The sequence below is a fragment of the Melissospora conviva genome (genome assembly GCF_049523535.1).
Lineage (GTDB): Bacteria > Actinomycetota > Actinomycetes > Mycobacteriales > Micromonosporaceae > Melissospora > Melissospora conviva.
Window position 1 is genome coordinate 708,980 of sequence record NZ_JBLLDT010000002.1, and the last position, 21,572, is coordinate 730,551.

Consider the following 21,572-nt stretch of genomic DNA (forward strand, 5'->3'; position numbering starts at 1 on the left):
GCCGTACGGCTGTAGCATCCTGTTCTGCCCCTGCCGCCTCGAGACATAGACTCCCTGCCGATGGACATACAGGTCGCCGACACGTTGCTTGGCTCGCTCATCGACGGGCGCTACCGCATTCGCGGTCGCGTGGCCCGTGGTGGCGTGGCGACCGTGTACACGGCAACGGACGAACGCCTCGAGCGGACAGTCGCGCTCAAGATCATTCACCCGACCCAGGCGCCGCAGACGCCCGAGGACGGCGGTCACTTCCTCACCCGCTTCACCGAGGAAGCCAAGACGATCGCCCGGCTGACGCACCCCAACGTGGTCGCGGTCTACGACCAGGGCACCCACAACGGCCTGCCGTACCTGGTGATGGAGTACGTCCGCGGCCGCACGCTGCGCGACGTGCTCATCGAGCGCAACCGGCTCAAACCGGACGAGGCGCTGGCGGTCACCGAGCAGATGCTCGCCGCACTGGCCGCCGCCCACCGCGCCGGCCTGGTGCACCGGGACGTCAAACCGGAGAACGTGCTGGTGGCCGAGGCGCCCAGCAGCGCCTCCGCCACACTCGTCGACAGCGTCGTCAAGGTCGCCGACTTCGGGCTGGCCCGCGCCGTGGAGGCCAGCGACGAAGCGGGCAACCAGCTGATGGCCACCGTCGCGTACGTGCCGCCGGAGCTGGTCAGCGACGGGCGGGCCGACCCCCGCTCCGACGTCTACTCCGCGGGCATCGTGCTGTTCGAGATGCTGACCGGCCGGGTGCCGTACGACCAGGGCCGCGCCGTCGACATCGCGTGGCAGCACGTCGACCGGGACGTGCCGCCGCCCTCGACGCTCGTGCCGGGACTGCCGCCGCTGGTGGACGAGCTGGTGCTGCGCGCCACCCGCCGCGACCCGCAGGCACGTCCGGGCGATGCCGCCGCCTTCCTCACCGAGGTGCAGGCCGCCCGGGAAGGGCTGACTTCGGCGCAGAGCAGCACCACGGTGCTGCCGAAGTTGCCGCCCTCCGCCGACCAGACCATGATCGTCGCCGCGGTCTCGCCGGCCGAGCGGCCGGCCTGGGCCCGGCTGCCGGAGACCAAGGCACGGCAGCAGCCGCACCGCCGGCGCGCCGTCGAGCCCGCCGTCCCGGCCGAGGTGACCGGGCCCGGCGACGGACCGCTGGGCGATCCCCGGCGCCGGACCGCGATCATCGCCGCCGCGGTGGTGCTGGGCCTGGTCGCCATGATCGGCGGCTGGTGGTTCGGGGTGGGCCGCTACACCTCGACTCCGCAGCTGGTGAACCTCACCAAGGCCGAGGCCCAGGAGCTGGCGGACCGGGGCGGCTTCACCCTCGCCTACGACACCCCCCGGTACGACCCGAACAGCTCCCGCGACACCGTGTTGTCACAGGACCCGTCCTCGACCGAACGCGTCGTCAAGGGCGGCACCATCACCCTGGTCCTCTCGCTCGGACCGGAGAGCGTGCGGGTGCCGGACGTGGTCGGCAAGACCTTCGAGCTGGCCCAGGCGGAGCTGCGCAACAGCCGGCTCAAGGCCGTCAAGGGCACCGCGCGCTACGACGACGACCTGCCCGAGGGTGTCGTGATCGATGTCGACCCGGCTGTCGGCGAGGAGGTCAAACCGGATCAGGAGATCACCCTTGTGCTGAGCAAGGGCCGGGCGCCGCTGAGCGTGCCGAACCTGGTGGGCAAGAACATCAACGAGGCCCGCGCCGCGCTGACGCAGCTGGGGCTCGTTCCGGTCGAGACGTACAAGGACTCCGACCGGCCCAAGGACGAGGTGCTCGCACAGAGCCCGAGCAACGGCTCCGGCGTGGAAGCGGGCGCCCAGGTCAAGCTGGAGGTCAGCAACGGCCCGGCGGCCGTGGCCGTGCCCAAGGTGATCGACATGCCCTGCCAGGAGGCCAAGGCGCTGCTGGAGAGCCAGCAGTTCGCGGTCTCGATCCAGCTCAATCCCAACGGGACCGTGCGGTTCCAGAACCCGGGCGAGAACGCCCAGGTGGCACCGGGCACCCAGATCACCATCGGATGCATCTGATGGCCGCCACCCGCCTGGTCGGTTCGCACACCCCCACCTCCGGTGGGCTGGCGCGGGCCGCCCTGCCCTACGTCGACGCCGCCGGCTCCGAGGTGGTGCAGGTCTACGTCTCCAACTCCCGTGGCTGGGCGTTGCCGGCGGGCGACCCGGAGCAGGACGCCGCCTTCCGGGACGGCTGTGAGCAGCGCGGGGTGCCGGTTTTCATCCACGCCTCACTGCTGGTGAACCTCGGTTCGCCGACCGCCGCGACGGTGGAGAAGTCGGCGGCGACCCTGGCGCATGCGCTGGAGCGCGGCCGGGCGATCGGCGCGGCCGGGGTGGTCTACCACGCCGGCAGCGCGGTCGACGCCGGCTACGGCGACACGGCCATGCGCCAGGTGCGCGAAACTCTCCTGCCGCTGCTGGACGCGGCGGCGCAGCAGGGCGGTCCGCTGCTGCTGGTGGAGCCGAGCGCCGGCGGCGGCCGTTCGCTCGCCTCCCGGGTGGAGGACCTGGGGCCGTACCTGGAGGCGGTGGAGCGTCACCCAGCGCTGGGGGTCTGCTTCGACACCTGCCACGCCTGGGCGGCCGGGCACGACCTGGCGGCCGAGGGCGGCATGACGGCGACCCTGGACGCGCTGGTGGCGACCGTGGGCGCGGACCGTCTGAAGCTGGTGCACGCCAACGACTCCCGTGACCTCTGCGGGTCGACGCGGGACCGGCACGAGTCGATCGGCAAGGGCAACATCGGCGAGGCGGCGTTCGTCGAACTGATGACCCATCCGGCGACCGCCGGGGTGCCGCTGGTGGTGGAGACGCCGACCGAGAAGCACCACGGCCACGCCGCCGACATCGCCCTGCTCAAGCGCCTGCGCCCCACCGGCTGACCTCGCGCTCCCGCAGACGCGCGAGGCTGCCGGCGGCGGGGGTGGGTCAGTCGCGCAGGATGCGGGTGAGGACGGCCACCGCCCGGTCGATTCCGGCGTCGTCCACGTCGAGATGGGTGACCAGCCGGCCGGTGCGCGGGCCGAGCACCGAGACGAGCACTCCCTCGGCGCGGGCGGCCGCGGCGAACGCCGGAGCGTCGATCGTCGCCTTGGTGAAGTCCAGCGGCACGATGTTGGTGCGGGCCGGGGCGGCCAGCACCCCGAACGGCTCCAGCGCCTCGGCCAGCCGGGCGGCCCGGGCGTGGTCCTCGGCGAGACGGTCGATGTTGGTACGCAGCGCGTACCGCCCGGCGGCGGCGAGGATGCCGGCCTGGCGCATGCCGCCGCCCATCCGCTTGCGGATGAACCGGGCACGTTCGATCTTGTCGGCGCTGCCGACGACCACTGAGCCGGCCGGCGCGCCGAGCCCCTTGGAGAGGCAGACCGACAGGGTGTCGAAGAGCGCGCCGTACTCGGCCAGCGGCACCCCGTCGGCGACGTGGGCGTGCCAGATCCGGGCCCCGTCGCAGTGCAGCGCGACCTGCGCGACGTCGGCGATGTCACGCAGTTGCCGCAGGGTGGCAAGCGGGATCACGCCACCGCCGCCGCGGTTGTGCGTCTGCTCGACGGCGATCGCCCGGGTCGGCACCGCCCAGTAACCGTCGGGGCGGATCATCGCGGCCACCACGTCCGGGTCGAGGTCGCCGCCGACGGCCGGCCAGGTCCGCGAGGAGATCCCCCCGTACGCGGCGGCGGCGCCGATCTCGTACGTCACCACGTGCGCGTCGGCATCGCAGAGCAGTTCGTGCGCGGGTGGCACCAGCAGCTGCAGGGCGATCTGGTTGGCCATCGAGCCGCTCGGGGCGAAGAGCGCCGCCTCGTGCCCGAAGAGGGCGGCGACCTCCGCCTCCAGCGCGTTGATCTCGGGGTCCTCGCCGTAGACGTCGTCGCCGACCTCGGCGCGCGCCATCGCCTCACGCATCGCCGCCGTGGGGCGGGTGACGGTGTCGGAACGGAGGTCGACAGTTCGCTCAGCCACGCAGCATCTCCGCCACCAGGAAGGCCAGCTCCAGCGACTGCTGGGTGTTCAGTCGCGGGTCGCAGGCGGTTTCGTAACGGTCGGGCAGGTGCACGTCCTCGATGGCCTGGGCGCCGCCGAGGCATTCGGTGACGTCCTCGCCGGTGAGTTCGACGTGCAGTCCGCCGGGGTGGGTGCCCAGGCCGCGGTGCACCTCGAAGTAGCCGAGCACCTCGTCGACGATGCGGTCGAAGTGGCGGGTCTTGTAACCGTTGGAGGACTCGTGGGTGTTGCCGTGCATCGGGTCGCACTGCCAGACGACCTTCGCGCCGGAGGCGCTGACCTTCTCCACGATCGGCGCGAGCGCGTCACGGACCTTGTGGTTGCCCATCCGGCTGATCAGGGTCAGCCGGCCCGGGATGTTCTCCGGGTTGAGCTTCTCGCAGAGCTCGATCGCCTCGTCCGGGGTGGTGGTCGGGCCGATCTTGACCCCGATCGGGTTGGCGATCCGGGAGATGAAGTCGAGGTGCGCGCCGTCGATCTGGCGGGTCCGCTCGCCGACCCAGAGGAAGTGCCCCGACAGCCCGTACGCCCGGCCGTCGGAGACCCGGGTCAGCGCGCGGTCGTACTCCAGGGCGAGGGTCTCGTGGGAGCAGTAGAGGGTGACGGTGCGCAGCGCGTCGTCGTCGCTCATGCCGCAGGCCTGCATGAATGCCAGCGCCCGGTCGATCTCCCGGGCGATGGCGTCGTAGCGCTCACCGGCCGGCGATGCCTTGACGAAGCCCATGTTCCAGTCGTGCACGGCGTGCAGGTCGGCCAGCCCGCCGGCCAGGTACGCCCGGAGCATGTTCATCGCCGCGGCCGAGTTGGCGTACGCGCGGATCATCCGCTGCGGGTCGGCGACGCGGGCCTCGAAGACCGGATCCAACGAGTTGATCATGTCGCCGCGGTACGACGGGAGTCCGAGCGCGTCCAGCGCCGCCGAACGGGGCTTGGTGTACTGGCCGGCGACCCGGGCGACCTTGACCACCGGCAGCGACGCGCCGTAGGTGAGCACGATCGACATCTGCAGCAGGGCGCGGGCGTTGGCGATCAGGTGGCTCTCGGTGTTGTCGGCGAAGGTCTCGGCGCAGTCGCCGCCCTGCAGCAGGAACGCCTTGCCCTCACAGACCAGCGCGAGCCGGCGGCGCAGGTCGTCAACCTCGTAGGGCGCGACGATCGACGGGACGTTCTCCAGGACCTTGCAGACGTCGGCCACGGCGGCGGCGTCCGGCCACGGCGGGGTCTGGGCTCGCGGCAGTTCCCGCCAGCGGTCGAGACCGAGCGCGGCGTCCTCCGCCGAGTCGTGGGTGGGCCGGCTGGTCTGCAGCGCCTGCACGCCGACCGCCGGGTAGCTCAATTGATGCCACTGATCGCGCATGACAGAAAGCCTACGGCGCGCAGCCGCACCGATTGCCGCCGAGGGCTGCCGTTCCGCCACTTGGAAGATTCATCTCACCCCGGCCGCCCGAAATCGGCGCCGCACCGCATCGGCGCAGGTCAAGACCGCGGGCGCCGCGAGTGACGTACGCCTCAGGCCGGCCGCCGGACGGTGAACCGGCACTCGCCGCGGTGACACCGGCCGAGCTCGCGCTCGCGCTCCGGCGGAAGCACCGGCCGGTCCCCATCGTCCGCGGCGCCGACCAGTGGTCGGACAGGTGAAACAGGACCAACGGCGGGAAAACAGCGGACGGGTAATCTCGCCGCCATGAGCATCTTCGACACGCAGATCAACACTCTCGACGGCGAGCCGTTCGACCTCGCGGCCCTGCGCGGGCAGGCCCTGCTGATCGTGAACGTCGCCTCCAAGTGCGGGCTCACGCCGCAGTACGCCGGGCTGCAGGCGCTCGCCACCGCGTACGCCGACCGGGGCCTGACCGTGCTCGGGGTGCCCTGCAACCAGTTCATGGGGCAGGAGCCGGGCACGCCGGAGGAGATCGCCGAGTTCTGCGACGTGAACTACGGGGTGAGCTTCCCGCTGACCGAGAAGGTCGACGTGAACAGCGAGCACCGGCACCCGCTCTACGCGCAGCTGGTGCCGACCGCAGACGCCGAGGGGCGCAGCGGCGACATCCAGTGGAACTTCGAGAAGTTCCTCGTCGCCCCCGACGGCACGGTGGCGGCCCGGTTCGGCCCCCGGGTGGAGCCGCAGTCCGCCGAGGTGGTAGCCGCCATCGAGGAGGTGCTGCCCCGCTGATCCCGGGGTGAGCGGCGGGGCGGCGGGCGTACCGGGGCCTGGATCAGATGATCTATCCTCGGGCGCCCGCTCCCCGCCGCACAGGAGACACCCCTCGTGATCAACAAGTTCCCCGGTTCCTGCGGAGAGTGCCACGACCGCGTCGCCGCCGGCGCCGGTCAGGCGGTCAACCAGGACGGCCGCTGGCGCACGTACCACAACGAGTGCGCGCCCAGGCGCGTCGCGCCGCCGCGCGGCGGGCACGGCGGCTGGCACGAGCTGCCGCTGGTCGGTTTCGACCTGGAGGGCACCTCCACGCAGCCGCTGCAGACCCGCATCGTCTCGGCGGCGCTGGTGCACTCCGACGGCCGCCGGTCCGACTGGCTCATCGACCCCGCGGTGCCGATCCCCGCCGACGCGACCGCCGTGCACGGCATCACCGACGAGCACGTACGCCGGCACGGCCGCCCTGCCGCCGTCGCGCTCGCCGAACTCGCCACCGCCATCTCGAAGCTGATCGCCGACGCCACTCCCCTGGTGGCCTTCTGCGCCCAGTACGACGTAACCGCGCTCGCCGCCGAACTCGCCCGCCACGGGCTGCCGCCGGTCGACTGGGACCGGGCGATCATCATCGACCCGTCGATCCTGCACCGCGAGGTGGAGCCCCGCTGGTCGGGCAGCCGCCAGCTCGGGGAGCTCTGCGGGTACTACGAGGTGACCCTCGCCAACGCCCACGACGCCGCCGCCGACGCGCAGGCCGCGCTGGAGCTGGCCCGGTCGATCGCCGCCCGGCACCCGCACATCGCCGGGTTGCCGCCCGCGCAGCTGCACGGCCGCCAGATCGAGTGGTTCGCCGCGCAGGGCCGCGACCTGCAGGCCTTCTTCGACCGCAAGGGCCGCCGGGAGACCGTCAGCCTGGAATGGCCGTTGGAGACCGCCCCCCGCCCCGAGCGCCCCCGCCCCACCACACCTCCCACCTGACCTGGCCTGGCGTGACCTGGCGTGACCTGACCTGACCTGACCTGACCTGGCCTGGCGTGACCTGGCGTGACCTGGCCTGGCCGCGACTTCGCCGATGACGCCGCCTCGGTTCGGCCGGCCGGCCGGCCGCAATATCTCCGAAGTTGCGGCAGGGGCCAGGCGGGATCGGTGCAGTTGCCGGGAATTAACGCAGCGGCCATTCCATACGTGATCTTGACTCGCTAACATCCGTCGGCATGAATACCAGACGCGCCGCCTGGCTGTGGCCGGGCCGGCTGACGATCGCGTTCGTCCTCACCCTCGTCGTCGGCCTCCCCACCTGGGCGGTCTCGGCCGGCGCGGCGGTCAACCTCACCGTCGCGCAGGCCATCGCCAACCAGTCCGGCACCGCGACGGTGACCGGGTACGTCGTCGGCCAGCCGACCGCGACCAACACCGTCATCCGCAGCGGGTTCACCGGCGACACGGCGATCGCCATCGCCGACACCGCCGGCGAGCAGAGCACCGCCAGGATGCTCTACGTCCAGGTCACCAGCGCCTACCGTGCCACCTTCGGCCTGCAGTCGAACCCGTCGCTGCTGGGCCGGGCGGTGACGGTGACGGGGACGCTGACGGCGTACTTCACGCACGCCGGGTTGAAGAACCCGACCGCGATGAGCCTCGGTGGCGGCGGCACCCCGGCCCCCAGTCCCACGCCGAGTGCCCCCGGCAGCCCGTACGACTCGACGTACTACGCGGGTGCGATCGGCAAGACCGGCCCGCAGTTGCGCGGCGCCCTGCACAACATCATCAAGGTCCAGACCAGGATCTCGTACGCGACGGTCTGGGACGCGCTCAAGCAGACCGACCAGGACCCGGCCAACTCCGCCAACGTGATCCTGTTCTACACCGGGCGCTCCCAGAGCAAGACCAGCAACGGCGGCGGCGTCAACGACTGGAACCGCGAGCACGTCTGGGCCCAGTCGCACGGCGACTTCGGCACCGCGGCCGGCCCCGGCACCGACCTGCACCACCTGCGCCCCACCGACGTCTCGGTCAACAGCACCCGCGGCAACAAGGACTTCGACAACGGCGGCAGCCCGGTGGCCGAGGCGCCCGGCTGCTACACCGACGCCGACTCGTGGGAGCCCCGCAACGCCGTCAAGGGCGACGTCGCCCGCATGATCATGTACATGGCGATCCGGTACGAGGGCGCCGACGGCTGGCCCAACCTCGAGATCAACAACTCGGTCTCCAACGGCAGCGCCCCGTACCACGGCAAGCTCTCCGTGCTGCTGCAGTGGCACGCCCAGGACCCGCCGGACGCCTTCGAGAAGCGCCGCAACGACGTCATCTACGCCAACTGGCAGAACAATCGCAACCCCTTCATCGATCATCCCGAGTGGGCAACCGCCATCTGGAACTGACCCGGCACACCGGAATCCGCGCGGGCACCAGCGGACGGGAGCCGACGGACGGGAATCCGCGCCGGAGCTCGAAACAGCCCGGCGCGGATTCCGGTGTACTGACGGGTGAGACGGCACCGTTGCTGGACGTCTGGTCGGCGACCACGGCTGCCAGCCCTGGGGTGAACGGACCTCAAGTGCCGACCGGCGAACGCTCGACGTAGTTGGCGACGTCCGCCTCGATGCCGGCCCGCGCGAAGAACGCCGCCGGGTCGAAGCCCTCGGCCCGGTGCGCCGCGTGCACCGCGTCCCGGGCCGCGGGCAGAGCGTCGGCCGACGTCCAGCGCACGATGGTCACCGCGTTGAAGCGGCCCGGGCCGGAGACCTGCTCCAGCAGGGCGTCGTCGAGGAACCCCGGCTGTGTCCGCAGGAGTGCGTGCGTCCGCCCCACGTGTCCCCAGAATTCCTCGCGCGCCTTCTCGGGTACGGCGAACTTGTCAACTCGATAGACGATCGACACGATGTCTCCTTGCTCCAAGGGCAGGAAACCGACGCTAGAACCTCAACCCTGATCGAAGTCAACGGTCGCGCTCACCGGACCGCGAGCAGCTGACAACGATCAGCGGGAAGGGGGAAGCGAGAAGGGCGGGTTATTCGTTCTCGGCGGCGAGCTGGCGGGCCCGGTCACGGGCCGCCTCCAGGGCGTCGAGCATCGCGGCGCGTACGCCGTGCTTCTCCAGCTCGCGCAGCGCGGCCGCGGTGGTGCCGCCCGGCGAGGTGACCGCCGCCCGCAGCTGGGCCGGGTGCTCGGCGGACTCGCGCAGCATCACCGCCGACCCGAGCGCGGTCTGCACGATCAGCTCGTGGGCGGTCTGCCGGGGCAGCCCGAGCAGCACGCCCGCGTCGACCATCGCCTCCACCAGCAGGTAGAAGTACGCCGGCCCCGAGCCGGAGAGGGCGGTCAGCGCGTCCTGCTGGTACTCCGGCACCCGGACCGTGCGCCCCAGCGGCGCGAACATCTCCTCGGCGATCGCCAGGTGCTCCGGCCCGGCGTGGGCGCCCGCGGAGATGCCGCTCATCCCCTCGCCGACCAACGCCGGGGTGTTGGGCATGACCCGCACCACCGGGGTGCCGGCGGGCAGCCGGCGGGCGAAGAAGTCGGTGGTCAGCCCGGCGCAGATCGACACGACCAGGGTCTGCGGCGAGATCCGGCCGGACACCTCGGCCAGGAGCGCGGCGGCGTCCTGCGGTTTGACCGCGACGACCAGCACGTCCGCTTCGGCGGCGGTGGCGTTGTCGACGACGCGAACGCCGTAACGGGCCCGCAGCTCCTCGCCGCGTTCGGGCCGGACGTCCGTGGCCAGCAGCCGCTCGGCGGGCCGACCGGCCCGCAGCAGCCCCGCCAGCACCGCCTCCCCCATCCTGCCCGCGCCGAGCAGGGCCACCGTACGGGTGTCGGGTTGCATCCGCCGTACCTCTCTTCCGAACAGTCGTGGGGGCCCGGCGTCTACCGGACCCCCACGATCATGCTGGACGTGCCTCAGCTGCCGAAGAAGACCTCGGCCTCGGTGTACCGCTCGGTGGGCACGGTCTTGAGCTCGCGTACCGCCTCGGCCAGCGCGACCCGGACGATGTCGGTGCCGTGAATGGCGACCATCTTGCCCCAGTCGCCGTCGTGCACCGCGTCGATCGCGCCGAGCCCCATCCGGGTGGCGAGCACCCGGTCGAAGGCCGTCGGGGTGCCGCCGCGCTGGATGTGACCCAGCACGACCGTGCGGGCCTCCTTGCCGGTGCGTTCCTCCAGCTGCTCGGCCAGCCACTGGCCGATGCCGCCGAGGCGCACGTGCCCGAACGAGTCGAGCTCCTGGTTGTGCAGCACCATCTGCCCCTCCAGCGGGTGAGCGCCCTCGGCGACCACCACGATCGGGGCGTACTGGTGCTGGAAACGCTTCTCGACGTAGCCGGCCACCTGCTCCACATCGAACTCGCGCTCGGGGATCAGGATGACGTTGGCGCCGCCGGCCAGGCCGGCGTGCAGCGCGATCCAGCCCGCGTGGCGACCCATCACCTCGACCACCAGGGTGCGGTGGTGGCTCTCGGCGGTGGTGTGCAGCCGGTCGATCGCCTCCATGGCGATGTTGACGGCGGTGTCGAAGCCGAAGGTGTAGTCGGTGGCGCCGAGGTCGTTGTCGATCGTCTTCGGCACGCCCACCACCTGCACACCCAGGTCGTGCAGCTTCGCGGCGACCCCGAGGGTGTCCTCACCGCCGATGGCGATCAACGCGTCGATCCCCTGCGCGGCGAGGTTCTCCTTGATCCGCTCCACCCCACCGTCGATCTTGAAGGGGTTGGTCCGGGAGGAGCCGAGAATCGTGCCGCCGCGCGGCAGGATGCCCCGCACGTCAGCGACGGTCAGCGGCCGGGTCAGCCCCTCCAGGGGCCCCTTCCAGCCGTCCCGGAACCCCACGAATTCGTGGCCGTAGTTGTCGATGCCCTTGCGGACGACCGCGCGGATGACCGCGTTGAGTCCGGGGCAGTCGCCGCCACCCGTGAGCACGCCGATGCGCATGATCCGCTCATCCTCCTGGCTGAAGCCGAGATCGTGGTCAAGTCTCAGAATAGGTGCCGCCGCACTTCCGCGTCGCCGTTGCCCCGTGCCGGGTGACTTGCGCTGCCTCAGGGGTTCAGTGCCCGCCAGCGCGCCAGGTTGTGCCGGGCGTCGACGAGGGCGTCGTGCCGGGCCTCGGCAGCGTCGGGCAGCACCGGCCGGCCCCGGTCGTCCCAGAGCTGACGCAGCTCCTTGGTGAAGCGCGGAATCTCCCGCGGCAGGGCCGTCATCGCGCCCCAGAGCTGAGCGAGCACGACGTGGTCGTAGGCGGCGTACCAGGCCCAGAGCTCCAACTGCTCTCCCGGGGAGTCCTGCAGCGGCTCCAGCAGGAAGTCGTAGAGGTCGTCGCGGATGCGCTCCCGGGAGCGCCAGGCCCGGTCGGCGGGCGAGGGCAGCCGGTCGAGCACGTTGCGGCGCACCCAGGGGATTGCCCGGGAGCCGTCGAACTCGGTGGAGACCGCGTAGAACTCACGGCCGTACTCGTCGACCACGCCGATGGAGACGAGCTCGATGGTGCGCCCGTCCTCGATGAACTCGCAGTCGTAGAAGTAGCGGTAGACCATTCGTGTCATCCTCGCGCACCGTGCCCCGGCCCGCGACGCCGGGTCCGCCACAGCCGGCGCCGGGAACGCACCCGGCCGGCGCAGCTCGCTGCCGCGCGCCGGCCGGGACGTCCACCCCCGCCTCCGCCACGCCCCCGTCCGGCCCCCACCCGCGGCGAATCCGTCTCCATGCTCGCCGGGATCAACGGACGGCACTGTCACCCAAGTGATGGCAGGGCTGTACAGCAAGCGACAGGAGGGCCATGATCTGATGTGTATCGCGGCCGGAAGGGGTGTCCGGCGTGCGTCCACACCGCCGAGTGCCGGCATGACGCCGCACCGGCAGGGGCCGCCGGAACGGGGAGGATGTGACCGTGGAGATGCGCCTGCCGGAACAGGGCGACGCGCTCACCGGAGTGGAACTGTTCGCCGGTTTGGAACCGGAGGTGCGCCGCCGGGTGATCGCCACAGCGGTGCCCCGGACCTACCGCAAGGGACAGCTGCTCTTCGTGGAGAACGACCCGGGCGAATCACTGATCATCCTGCGCCGCGGGGCGGTCGCGGTCTTCCGCACCTCGCCCTCCGGTGAGCGCGCGGTCCTGTCGGTGGTACGCCCGCCGGACGTCCTCGGGGAGGTCAGCCTCCTCGACGCCTCGACCCGCTCCGCCTCAGCCGAGGCGATCGAGGACTGCAGCGCGCTGGCGCTGTCGCGTCCGGCCTTCATGGACCTGGTGCACGCCAACCCACGCATCCTCGACGCGGTCATGCGCTCACTCGGCGGTCTGATCCGTCGCCTCACCGAGCAGAACGCCGACCATGTCTTCCTCGACCTGCCCGGCCGGGTGGCCAAGACCCTGGTCCGGCTCGCCGGCACCAGCCAGGCCCCGATGATCACCATTGAGCTGAATCAGAGCCAGCTCGCCGAGATGGCCGGCGGCTCGCGGCAGAGCGTCAACCAGGCGATCGGCTCGTTCGCCAACCGCGGCTGGCTGCGGACCGAAGGGCGGCGGATCGTCGTCACCGACGTCTCCGCGCTGCGCCGGCGGGCCGGGATGAACGAACGCTGACGTCCGTGCCACGTGAGTGCGGCACGGACGTCAGCGCGCCGGCGTCCGGCGGTTCAGGGGGTATTGGTCGGGCCGACCCAGTCGGTGGTGTCCTTGCCGCCGGTCGGGCCGACCCAGTTGGGGTCGCAGATCCCGGAATCCCTCAGCGCGGCCGCGGTCGCGTCGTCGACCGCCACGACCTCGCCGGCCGGATGCTGCTGCCCCTGACCGTCGGTCCACGCGGCGATCAGCAGAACCTTTGCCATGTTCGTCTCCCCAGAGGTTTCTTCGGCTTGCGGGTGGCCACGACTGTAGCCGCGGCGAGCGCCATTTCCGGGGGGTGCGGAACTGTCCACTAGGCAACAGCCCGGTATCCGACAGTCCACAGAGACCAGCACGCCTGCCCGGTGATCGGCCGGTGCACCGCGGGTTATCGTGCCATCTACCGGCCTCCGCGGCCGCGGAGCAGAGTGTGCGTACGGAGGAGGAAGCATCAGCGCCCCCTGTGCCAACTGTGGACGGCAGCCCGGCCCCGACGACCGCTTCTGCGGCCGCTGCGGCACGGAGCTCGCCCTGTCGTGTCCGCAGTGCGCGCGAGCACTCCCCGTCGACGCCGCGTTCTGCACCGCGTGCGGAGTCAAGGTCGGCGGCACCGGCGGCGGCGCCCTCGGCGCGCCCTCGCAGGAGGACCGCCGGCGGATCAGTGTCCTCTTCGTCGACCTGATCGACTTCACTCCGTACGTCGAGCGCTCCGACCCCGAGCTGGTCCGGGGACTGCAGACCGGGTTCTTCGCCGCCGCCCGCCGCGTCGTCGGCCAGTACGGCGGGGTCGTGGAGAAGTACATCGGCGACGCGGTGATGGCGCTCTTCGGGGCGCCGGTGGCGACCGAGACCGACGCCCTGCGCTGCGTACGGGCCGGTCTGGAGCTGCAGCGGGTACTGGCCCGCTTCGCCCCCTCCGGCGCCGACGGGCTGCAGTTCCGGGTCGGGGTGGCGACCGGCGAGGCGCTGGTCGACGTCGCCGCGGCCCACGACGGCGGGCAGGCGATCGTCGCCGGGGACGTGGTGAACACCGCCTCGCGGCTGCAGTCGGTGGCCCCGCCGGGCGGGGTGCTCGTCTGCGGCCCCACGTACGCGCTGACCCGCGACGGCATCGGCTACGAAGAACGCCCGCCGATCACCCTGCGCGGCCGCTCCACGCCGACCGAGGTCTGGCTGGCGCTGCGGCCGGCGCAGCCGCCAGCGCCGGAGCCGGCCGCGGACGCCAGCCCGTTCGTCGACCGCGAGCACGAACTGGGCATGCTGGCGAACGCGGCGGGCCGGGTGACCCGCGAGCGCATGCCGCGGCTGGTCACCGTCTTCGGCCGGGCCGGGATCGGCAAGAGCCGGCTGATGCGGGAGCTGCGCCGGGAGACCGGCCGGCTGGAACTGCCGATGACCTGGCGGGTGGGGCGCTGTCCGCCCTTCGGCGAGAACGTCAACTTCGCTGCGCTGGCCGACATCGTCAAGGCCGAGGCGGGCATCCTCGACACCGACCACGCCGCCGCTGCCGGCGCCCGGCTCGAGGCGACGGTCCGCGAGGTGGCCGAGGGCGCCGAAGCGGACCGGCTGATCGCGGCGCTGCGCCCGCTGATCGGGCTGCCCGGCACCAACCTCGCCGCGAAGGAGATCGAGTCCGGCTGGCGGCGGTTCCTGATCGCCGTCGCGGCCCGGCGGCCGACGGTGCTGGTCTTCGAGGACCTGCACTGGGCCGACGAGGCGATGCTGCGCTTCGTGGAGCTGCTCGGCGCCAGCGCCCGCGACGTGCCGCTGCTGCTGCTCTGCACCGCCCGCCCGGAGCTGATCGACCGCGATCCGAGCTGGGCCGGCTCCACCACCGGATCACTGACGATCACCCTGCCGCCGCTGCGCGACAGCGGCGTGGTCGCGCTCTACGCGCACATGTTCGACCAGGCGGTCTTCCCCGCCGAGATGATCGGCCCCCTGGTGGAGGTGGCCGGCGGAAACCCCCTCTACGCCCACGAGTACGTCCGGATGCTGATCGAGCAGGGCTTCCTGCACCGCATCGGCCGGGGCTGGACGTTGAGCCGCCCGCAGGAGCTGCCGATCCCCGACAGCGTGCACTCGGTGATCGCCAACCGGATCGACCTGCTCGACCCGGCCGACCGCGCCGTGCTGCTCACCGCCTCCGTGGTCGGCTCCCAGTTCTGGCCCGGCGCGATCGCCGCGGCGCTCGGGCAGCCGGTGGAGGCGGTGGAGCGTTCACTGCGCCGGCTGGAGCAGTCCGACTTCGTCCACGAGGAGAGCAGCTCCAGCATGGCCGGGCAGGCGGAGTTCCGCTTCGGGCACGTCCTGGTCCGCGACGTCTGCTACCAGCGGCTGCCGCGTACCGAGCGGGTTACCCGGCACGAGCGGACCGCGGACTGGCTCGACGAACTCTCCCGCGACACCGACCTGGCCGAGGTGCTCGCCCATCACCGCTGGGCGGCGTACGAGATCACCGGCAGCCTGGGGCTGGACACCGACCGGTACGCCCCGGCCACCCGGGACGCGATGCACCGGGCGGCGCGGCGGGCGTACGCGCTGCACGCACTGGACGCCGCCGCCGCGCACATCTCCTGCGCGCTGGAACTGGCAGCCGGCGCCGAGCCGCTGGAGCGGCTGCGGCTGGAGCTGCTCAGTACCGAGATCGCCTTCCACCGCGACGGCGCGGGGTTCCTCTCCGGCGGCGGCGAGGACCGGCTCACCACGCTGGCCGAGCGCCTCTTCGCCGCCGGCGACCGCGCGGGCGCGGCGCGCGCCTGGACCCTGCTGGGCAAGGCCGCCTGGCTGCGGGCCGACCGCGGCAGCGCGACGGCCCGCTTCGACCGGGCGGTGGAACTCTTCGACGAGCTGCCCGACACCGTCGCCAAGGCGGACGCGTACGGCGAGCTGGGGCGGCTGCACATGCTCAACCTGGAGCGCGACGCGGCGGTCAGCGCCGCGGGCGCCGCCGCCCTGATCGCCGAGGGCCTGGGGCTGGTGGAGACCGCGGTCAACGCCCGGATCACCGTGGCCATGGCCCGCTACCAGGGCGGCGACCCGGCGGGTCTGGCCGAGCTGCGGGAGATCACCGACTACTGCCGCAGCGAGCAGCTGCTGGCCCTGCCCCGGGCGGCGCAGAACCTCTGCCACGCGCTGGCCGAGGAGGGCGACTGGATCGCCTCCAACGAGCTGATCGCGGTTGCCAGCGGCGGCCAGGTCGCCACGGGCTACTCCGACGAGGCGATGCGGGCCTACTTCGAGGGCGACTTCCACCGGCTGCTCGTCGCCGCCGACGCCTTCGTCGACACCCCCGCCGGGGCCTGGGACATGCAGGTACGCGGCACCCGGGCAGTGCTGCGGGTGCTGCGCGACCAGCCGGTGCCGGGCAGCGCCCCGGACGGCACCGACGACGTGACCGCCGCGCTGGAGACGGCCCGGCGCAGCGGCTTCCACCGCACCCACTGGGCCATGCTCGGCCACGGCGCGCTCTGCCGGGCACTGCAGGGCCGCACCGGTGAGGCCCACGAACTCCTCGACGAACTTGTCCGGTCCTGGCTGCCGGTGCCGGCGCTGGCCAGCGGCGAGTGGCTGACTGCGGCGACGTACGCGGCGGCGCTCAGCGATCGGGGGGCGATCGAGCTGATCCGGCAGATGCTGGAGCGGGTGGAGCATCACACGGTCTGGACCGAGGCCGCGGGGCGGACGGTGGCCGCGGTCACGGCGGGCGCGGCCGGCGACCACCGGCGGGCGGCCCGGCTGCACACCGCCGCGGCTGGGATCTACGCGGGCATCCCCGACGTCACCGACCGGTTCTTCTCCTCCTGCCTGGCGGTGGGCGAGCTGCGCCGGGGCGCCGAGGAGGACGCCCGGCTGCTGGCCGAGATCCGTGCCTTCACCGCACGCAACGAGGCGCCCGGCCTGCTCCGGCTGGCCCTGGGGCCGGTCGAACCGGAGGCGGCCGGGGCGCTGGCCGGTTGAGTGCCGCGCGGCGGCTTCGACACCACCCTGCGCAGCCCCTCCCATAAACCGGGGTGGACGTGTCACGATTCAGGGCACGGCGCGCAGTGCGCCGGTCACGGACTACTACGGGATCGGGCGATCGGCCCGGTGAGGAGGGTGTCCGGTGTCAGCGGGCGGAGCACGCCGGGGACGGCGGGACAACGGGCTGGACGCGAAGGACTTCGCGATCGCCGGTGACGTCGATCCACGCGTGGGCGAGCATCTGCTCGACGTGCTCGCCGCCGGTGGCATCGCCGCCTACCTGCAGCCCTCGGCCGACCTGAATCCGGTGACCCGCACCACCACCGTCCCGCCCCGCCCGGTCGACCGGCTCTACGTCGACCGTGTCCACCTGAGCACCGCCCGCGACTACCTGGCCCAGCTCGCCGACGAGGCGCCGCCGGTGGCCGCGCCGCCGGAGCAGCCCGACGACCGGCACATCGACGCCGAGTGGGAGCGGATCGTCGCCGGCTACCACGCCTCCCCGGCCGGCGACCAACGGCCGTGGCCCGCGGTGGAGGACGTGCCGGCGGTGGAAGAGGTGCCCGCGGACCCGACGGCCGATCCACGCCCGCCGGCCGCTGGCAGCGCCCCGTCCGGAGTGCGGCAACTGCCCTCGGCGACGGACTTCACCGGGATCTCCGTACGCGGTCCCCGCGCCGACGAGCCGTCGCTCCTCGACGGGCTCGACACCTTCGGCGCCGACCTGCCCGGCGGGCCGGAGGAGGAGTACACGCCGCCGCCTCCGCCGCCGCTGCCGCGGCTCTCCAAGCACGCCGTCGTCGGCATCCTCGCGGTCGTCGGCGGGTTCCTGCTCTTCGTCTTCCCCAGCCTGCTGCCGGTGGACCGGATGCTGGCGACGCTGCTCGGCTTCACCGGCATCGTCGGCGGTTTCGGGGTGCTCATCTCCCGGCTGCGCGTCGGCGACGAGGACGACGACCTCGACGACGGCGCGGTGGTCTGACCAGCACCTCCGACAGCGGGACATCGACAGCGGATTATGAATAGCGGTCACGGCTGGTGTAGCTTACGGTAATCAAAAGCACCGCCGAGCGTCACTTCCACTGATCGCCGTCGCGCTGCGCCGCAGACCTGGCGATCACCCCTTCGCGGAGTGAGATGACCGGTATGCAGCAGAGCTCGCTCGTGGTGGTCGCCAACCACCTCCCGATCGGTGGCAACCTGGCGCCGGACGGCACCTCCCGATGGCGCCGCAGCCCCGGCGGGCTGAGCAGTGCCCTGCACCCGCTGCTGTGGCACACCCCCGCCACCTGGATCGGCTGGGCGGGCCGTCCCGGTGCCGCCCCCGCCCTCGCCGACGTCGGTGAGGTACGCCTCTGTCCGGTGCCGATGACCGACGAGGAGATGCACGACCACTACGAGGGTTTCGCCAACTCGACACTGTGGCCGCTCTACCACGACGCCGTCGAGCAGCCCGTCCACCATCGACGGTGGTGGGACGCCTACCTGCGGGTGAACCGGCGCTTCGCCGAGGCCGCCGCGGAAGTGGCCGAGGCCGACGCGACGGTCTGGGTGCAGGACTACCACCTGCAGCTCGTCCCCCGGCTGCTGCGTGAGCTGCGCCCGGACGTACGGATCGGGTTCTTCCTGCACGTGCCGTTCCCGCCGCCGGAGCTGTTCACGCAGCTGCCGCGCCGCGCCGAACTGCTGCGCGGCATGCTCGGCGCCGACCTGGTGGGTTTCCAGCTCGCCCAGGCGGCGCACAACTTCGCCCAGCTCGCCACCACGCTGCTCGGACTGGAGGCCACCGACCGGCAGGTACGCGTCGACGACCGGATCGTCCGCATCGGGGCGTTCCCGATCTCGATCGACGTGGCGGAGATGTCGGGGCTCGCCGAGCGTCCCGACGTGCTGGCCCGGGCGGCGCAGCTCCGCGCCGACCTCGGCAATCCGCGCCAGGTGATCGTCGCCGTCGACCGGATGGATTACACCAAGGGCATCGAGCAGCGCCTCAAGGCCTACCGCGAACTGCTGGAGGACGGCGAACTGCGGGTCGGCGAGACCGTCCTGGTGCAGGTCGCGGTGCCCGGCCGGGAGGGCATCCTGCGCTACCGCCGGCTGCGGGAGCGGGTGGAGCGCGAGGTCGCACGGATCAACGGGGAGTTCGGCCGGGTCGGCGACATGGCGGTGCACTACCTGACGCAGCCCTTCGACCGGCCCGAGCTGGCCGCCCTCTACCGCGTCGCCGACGTGCTGGCCGTCACCCCGTTGCGCGACGGCATGAATCTGGTGGCGAAGGAGTTCGTCGCCGCCCGCGGTGACCGGGCCGGCGCCCTGCTGCTCAGCGAGTTCGCCGGCGCCGCCGCCGAACTGCCGCAGGCGTACCTGGTGAACCCGCACGACCTCGACGGGCTCAAACGCACCCTGTTGCAGGCGCTGCGGGCCGAACCGGCGGACGCCGCCGCCCGGATGGCGGCGATGCGTGAGCGGTTGCACCACCACGACATCCGTGCCTGGGCGCGCGCCTACCTGTCGGCGCTGGACTCCCGGCACGGGCCGGAGCTGCTGGCCCGGGTCACTGAGGAGTGAGCCGGCGCTCTCAACCGCGCGGCGGCAGCTTCTCCAGCCAGTCCAGGATCGCGTCGATCGGCTCGCGCCAGCGCGCGTCGAGCATCATCGCGTGTCCCATCCCGGGAAAGAGCAGAGGTGCGCCACCGTAGCGCTGCGCCGCCCGGTTGAGCGCCGCCGCCGGCACCACCCGGTCGTCGGGGCTGCCCAGCACCAGCATCCGGGGATCACCGACCGCCGGCTCGCCCGGGCCGGGCCGCAGCAGCTGCCACTGCGCCCGCCCGCCGGCCCCGCCCAACCGCGCCAGATATCCCCGCGCAGTTTCGGCGGGCAGACCGGCGCTGAACAGCTGCCGCGCCCGCCAGCGGACCCGGGCGCCGAAGAGCGCCGGCAACGTGCCGAACGGATTGTGGCGCAGGTTCGCCGCGAGCACTCCGGCGCCACCGAGCACCGGCGCGACCAGCACCCCGGCCCGCGCCGGATAACGGGCCAGCGCCCGGCTCACCACCAGCGCGCCGGCGCCGTGGCCGACCAGCACCGCCTGGCGTGGCAGGCTCGCCGCCACCTGGACCACGTCGTGCGCGTACGCCCGCAGCGTCGCATCCGGCACCGCCTCGCTGCCGCCGTGCCCGCGCAGGCTCATCGCGTACGCGGGAAAGCCGCGCTGCGCGGCGTGCTCCAGCCAGTGCTCCTCGAAGGCCCAGGCGCCGTAGCCGTAGCCGGGCACGAAGAGCACCGGCGGCCGGTCACCCGCCGTCTCCGGCACCGCCTCGCGCACCTCCCGGCGTGCCGGGCGCACCGGATCGGCCCAGTCCTTGCCGCGCATGATCCGCAGCCGCCCGCCCTGGCTCATGCCGCTTTCTCCAGCCCGTCCAGTGCGCGCTGCACCGCGCGCAGATAGTCGACGTGTCCGACCTCGAACCAGTGCCGGCTGCTCTCCTTGACCCGGCCCGCGTAGCGCTGCCCCACGCCCGAGCGCACCCGCTCGGCGAAGGCCTCGGCGCGCCGTGGATCGGTACGCCGCAGTCGCAGCGCCCGGGCGATGAGCACCGTCTGCCAGTGCGAGATCGGGAAGATCCCCGAGTCCGGCTGCACCAGTCCGGCGACCGCCAGCGTCGGCCGGCCGGCCGGGAAGGTGTTCAGGTAGAGCGAGGGCCGTCCGGACTCCTCGTCGCCGAGCAGACCCGGTGCGAGGAACTCGAAGCGGGGCAGGTAGCCGGTGGCCAGGACGACCAGATCCGGCTCGATGCGCCGGCCGTCGGTCAGCTCCACGTCGTAGCGGTCGAAGCGCGCCACATCCGGCACCGGCCTGATCCGGCCGTGCCCGGCGTAGTAGACCAGCTGGCTGTTGGCGATCGGATGGGTCTCGTAGACCTTGTGGTCCGGGCGGGGCAGCCCGTACCGGGTCAGGTCTCCGACGGTCAGCCGCAGGATCCGGTGGAAGAGCCACTGCCGCAGCCAGACCGGCAGGCGCATCCGCAGCGCGGCGTCGTTGACCTGGTCGGCCGGACGACCGAGGACGTACTTGGGGGCGTACCAGTAACCGCGGCGGGTGGAGTGCCAGCAGGCAGCTGCCGCCTGCGCCGCCTCCACGGCGATGTCGCAGCCGGTGTTACCCGCGCCGACGACCAGGACCTTGCGGTCTCGCAACTGCTTGACATCCTTGTACGCCGAGGCGTGGATCACCTCGCCGCGGAAGTCGGCGAGCCCTTCGTACTCGGGCATTTTCGGCGACCAGTTGTGCCCGTTGGCGACGATCACGGCGGCGTAGCGGGAGGTGCGTTCGACGCCGTACCCGCCGGTGGAGCGGGTGGTGACGTCCCAGCGTTCACCCTCGGCCGGCTCGACCCGGACCACCTCGGTGCCGAACCAGATGTGCCGCCGCAGGTCGAAGTGGTCGGCGTAGCGCTCGAAGTAGGACAGCAGCATGCTGTGGTGCGGGTAGTCCGGCCAGTCGTCCGGCATCGGGAAGTCCGGGAACTGGGTGAAGGGCTTCGACGAGATCAGGTGGGTGGCGGCGTAGACGGGGCTGCGGTCGTGCCGCCAGTTCCAGGCACCGCCGACACCGGTCTCGCGTTCGTAGCAGTCGACGTCGAAGCCGTGCTCGCGCAGGTTCTTCACCGCGGTCAGCCCGCTGGCGCCGGCGCCGATGACACAGACGGTCTCGCCGCGGTCGGACACGGCCGGGTCCTGCTGGTGACGCGTGTCGCCGGAGCCGGAGCTGCCCTGGTCGGTGGAGGTGGACACCGAGGATCTCCCTATTTCGCGGCGGGGATGCCGGGTTGCCGCGAAATC

The 21,572-nt window shown here is 72.4% G+C and carries 18 protein-coding genes; 9 read left to right on the forward strand and 9 right to left on the reverse strand.

The window, feature by feature from the left end:
* The first annotated feature begins 60 nt into the window (after nucleotides 1-60).
* Entirely contained in the window at nucleotides 61-2,025 is a 1,965-nt protein-coding gene (pknB, locus tag ACK8GG_RS08275; protein WP_440355965.1) for a Stk1 family PASTA domain-containing Ser/Thr kinase, read from the forward strand.
* Nucleotides 2,025-2,891 (forward strand): deoxyribonuclease IV, encoded by an 867-nt coding sequence (locus ACK8GG_RS08280; RefSeq protein WP_440355966.1) that lies wholly within the window; start codon nucleotides 2,025-2,027, stop codon nucleotides 2,889-2,891. The genes pknB and ACK8GG_RS08280 overlap by 1 nt, the downstream gene beginning before the upstream one ends.
* 46 nt (nucleotides 2,892-2,937) lie before the next feature.
* Here ACK8GG_RS08280 and ACK8GG_RS08285 read toward each other — a convergent pair whose 3' ends face one another.
* Nucleotides 2,938-3,969, reverse strand: a complete 1,032-nt coding sequence (locus ACK8GG_RS08285; RefSeq protein WP_440355967.1) for a threonine aldolase family protein — start codon at nucleotides 3,967-3,969, stop codon at nucleotides 2,938-2,940.
* A complete protein-coding gene (locus ACK8GG_RS08290) occupies nucleotides 3,962-5,368 on the reverse strand; it encodes a class II 3-deoxy-7-phosphoheptulonate synthase (protein WP_440350428.1) in 1,407 nt (468 codons plus the stop codon). Before ACK8GG_RS08290 ends, ACK8GG_RS08285 begins: the two co-directional genes overlap by 8 nt.
* Nucleotides 5,369-5,695: 327 nt before the next feature.
* Between ACK8GG_RS08290 and ACK8GG_RS08295 the strand changes: the two genes are divergently transcribed.
* The 3 genes from ACK8GG_RS08295 to ACK8GG_RS08305 all read left to right on the forward strand — a co-directional run bounded on the left by ACK8GG_RS08295 (nucleotide 5,696) and on the right by ACK8GG_RS08305 (nucleotide 8,550).
* Nucleotides 5,696-6,184, forward strand: a complete 489-nt coding sequence (locus tag ACK8GG_RS08295) for a glutathione peroxidase (protein WP_440355968.1) — start codon at nucleotides 5,696-5,698, stop codon at nucleotides 6,182-6,184.
* 96 nt (nucleotides 6,185-6,280) lie between these two features.
* Nucleotides 6,281-7,144, forward strand: coding sequence for an exonuclease domain-containing protein (locus tag ACK8GG_RS08300; RefSeq protein ID WP_440355969.1), 864 nt, complete (start codon nucleotides 6,281-6,283; stop codon nucleotides 7,142-7,144).
* Between the two features lie 236 nt (nucleotides 7,145-7,380).
* Nucleotides 7,381-8,550 carry an endonuclease gene (locus ACK8GG_RS08305; RefSeq protein ID WP_440355970.1) on the forward strand — a complete coding sequence of 390 codons (1,170 nt, stop codon included), beginning with the start codon at nucleotides 7,381-7,383 and terminating at the stop codon, nucleotides 8,548-8,550.
* Between the two features lie 172 nt (nucleotides 8,551-8,722).
* Here the strand turns inward: ACK8GG_RS08305 and ACK8GG_RS08310 are convergent, their stop codons facing one another.
* The 4 genes from ACK8GG_RS08310 to ACK8GG_RS08325 form a co-directional block, all read right to left on the reverse strand.
* The gene (locus ACK8GG_RS08310; RefSeq protein ID WP_440354794.1) at nucleotides 8,723-9,049 is read right to left on the reverse strand and encodes an antibiotic biosynthesis monooxygenase family protein; all 327 of its coding nucleotides are present in this window, start codon (nucleotides 9,047-9,049) and stop codon (nucleotides 8,723-8,725) included.
* A 130-nt stretch (nucleotides 9,050-9,179) separates the two neighbouring features.
* Nucleotides 9,180-9,995, reverse strand: a complete 816-nt coding sequence (proC, locus tag ACK8GG_RS08315; RefSeq protein WP_440355971.1) for a pyrroline-5-carboxylate reductase — start codon at nucleotides 9,993-9,995, stop codon at nucleotides 9,180-9,182.
* A 74-nt stretch (nucleotides 9,996-10,069) separates the two neighbouring features.
* Complete coding sequence (locus ACK8GG_RS08320; protein ID WP_440350434.1) at nucleotides 10,070-11,098, reverse strand: ATP-dependent 6-phosphofructokinase; 1,029 nt, start codon at nucleotides 11,096-11,098, stop codon at nucleotides 10,070-10,072.
* 107 nt (nucleotides 11,099-11,205) lie between these two features.
* Nucleotides 11,206-11,700: a polyadenylate-specific 3'-exoribonuclease AS gene (locus tag ACK8GG_RS08325; RefSeq protein ID WP_440356087.1), complete on the reverse strand. Its 495-nt coding sequence runs from the start codon at nucleotides 11,698-11,700 to the stop codon at nucleotides 11,206-11,208.
* Nucleotides 11,701-12,053: 353 nt separating this feature from the next.
* On the opposite strand from ACK8GG_RS08325, the gene ACK8GG_RS08330 reads away from it, so the two are divergent.
* Nucleotides 12,054-12,746, forward strand: a complete 693-nt coding sequence (locus ACK8GG_RS08330) for a Crp/Fnr family transcriptional regulator (protein ID WP_440350435.1) — start codon at nucleotides 12,054-12,056, stop codon at nucleotides 12,744-12,746.
* Nucleotides 12,747-12,799: 53 nt separating this feature from the next.
* Here ACK8GG_RS08330 and ACK8GG_RS08335 read toward each other — a convergent pair whose 3' ends face one another.
* Nucleotides 12,800-12,991 carry a hypothetical protein gene (locus tag ACK8GG_RS08335; protein ID WP_440354796.1) on the reverse strand — a complete coding sequence of 64 codons (192 nt, stop codon included), beginning with the start codon at nucleotides 12,989-12,991 and terminating at the stop codon, nucleotides 12,800-12,802.
* A gap of 169 nt (nucleotides 12,992-13,160) precedes the next feature.
* Between ACK8GG_RS08335 and ACK8GG_RS08340 the strand changes: the two genes are divergently transcribed.
* From ACK8GG_RS08340 to ACK8GG_RS08350, 3 genes are all read left to right on the forward strand, one after another.
* The gene (locus ACK8GG_RS08340) at nucleotides 13,161-16,727 is read left to right on the forward strand and encodes an ATP-binding protein (protein ID WP_440354797.1); all 3,567 of its coding nucleotides are present in this window, start codon (nucleotides 13,161-13,163) and stop codon (nucleotides 16,725-16,727) included.
* Between the two features lie 145 nt (nucleotides 16,728-16,872).
* The gene (locus ACK8GG_RS08345) at nucleotides 16,873-17,712 is read left to right on the forward strand and encodes a DUF308 domain-containing protein (RefSeq protein WP_440354798.1); all 840 of its coding nucleotides are present in this window, start codon (nucleotides 16,873-16,875) and stop codon (nucleotides 17,710-17,712) included.
* Between the two features lie 164 nt (nucleotides 17,713-17,876).
* The gene (locus ACK8GG_RS08350) at nucleotides 17,877-19,298 is read left to right on the forward strand and encodes an alpha,alpha-trehalose-phosphate synthase (UDP-forming) (RefSeq protein WP_440355000.1); all 1,422 of its coding nucleotides are present in this window, start codon (nucleotides 17,877-17,879) and stop codon (nucleotides 19,296-19,298) included.
* A gap of 10 nt (nucleotides 19,299-19,308) precedes the next feature.
* On the opposite strand, the gene ACK8GG_RS08355 is transcribed toward ACK8GG_RS08350, so the two are convergent.
* Nucleotides 19,309-20,130, reverse strand: a complete 822-nt coding sequence (locus ACK8GG_RS08355; protein WP_440354799.1) for an alpha/beta hydrolase — start codon at nucleotides 20,128-20,130, stop codon at nucleotides 19,309-19,311.
* Nucleotides 20,127-21,524, reverse strand: a complete 1,398-nt coding sequence (locus ACK8GG_RS08360) for a flavin-containing monooxygenase (protein WP_440355972.1) — start codon at nucleotides 21,522-21,524, stop codon at nucleotides 20,127-20,129. Before ACK8GG_RS08360 ends, ACK8GG_RS08355 begins: the two co-directional genes overlap by 4 nt.
* Nucleotides 21,525-21,572 lie beyond the last annotated feature (48 nt).